Here is a 255-nt window from a genome sequence, read left to right on the forward strand (position 1 = left end):
GGTTATCCAGTCGTGATTTTTATCAGGAATTAGCCATTGAACTGGGACTGGAACCGAGCCACAAAAAGGTCGTCAATTTTCGCAACATCCAGGAACGCATTCGCCAATTAGAGAGTCAGCGTATCACGCCAGTCATTGTCCTGGATGAAGCCCAATTTTTGTCAATGGACATCTTTGAAGAACTGCTTCTTTTATTGAATTTTCAACGAGATACGGTCTCAAACACAGTGGTCTTACTTATTGGCACTGCCAGTC

At 43.5% G+C, this 255-nt stretch carries 1 protein-coding gene; it reads left to right on the forward strand.

Going from position 1 to position 255, the window contains the following annotated elements:
* Positions 1 to 255 (forward strand): AAA family ATPase (locus tag ACYQ2O_RS13330; protein WP_459771553.1); only part of this gene is annotated, 255 nt, incomplete at both ends.

The sequence above is a fragment of the Alkalibacterium sp. m-11 genome, assembly GCF_054658155.1.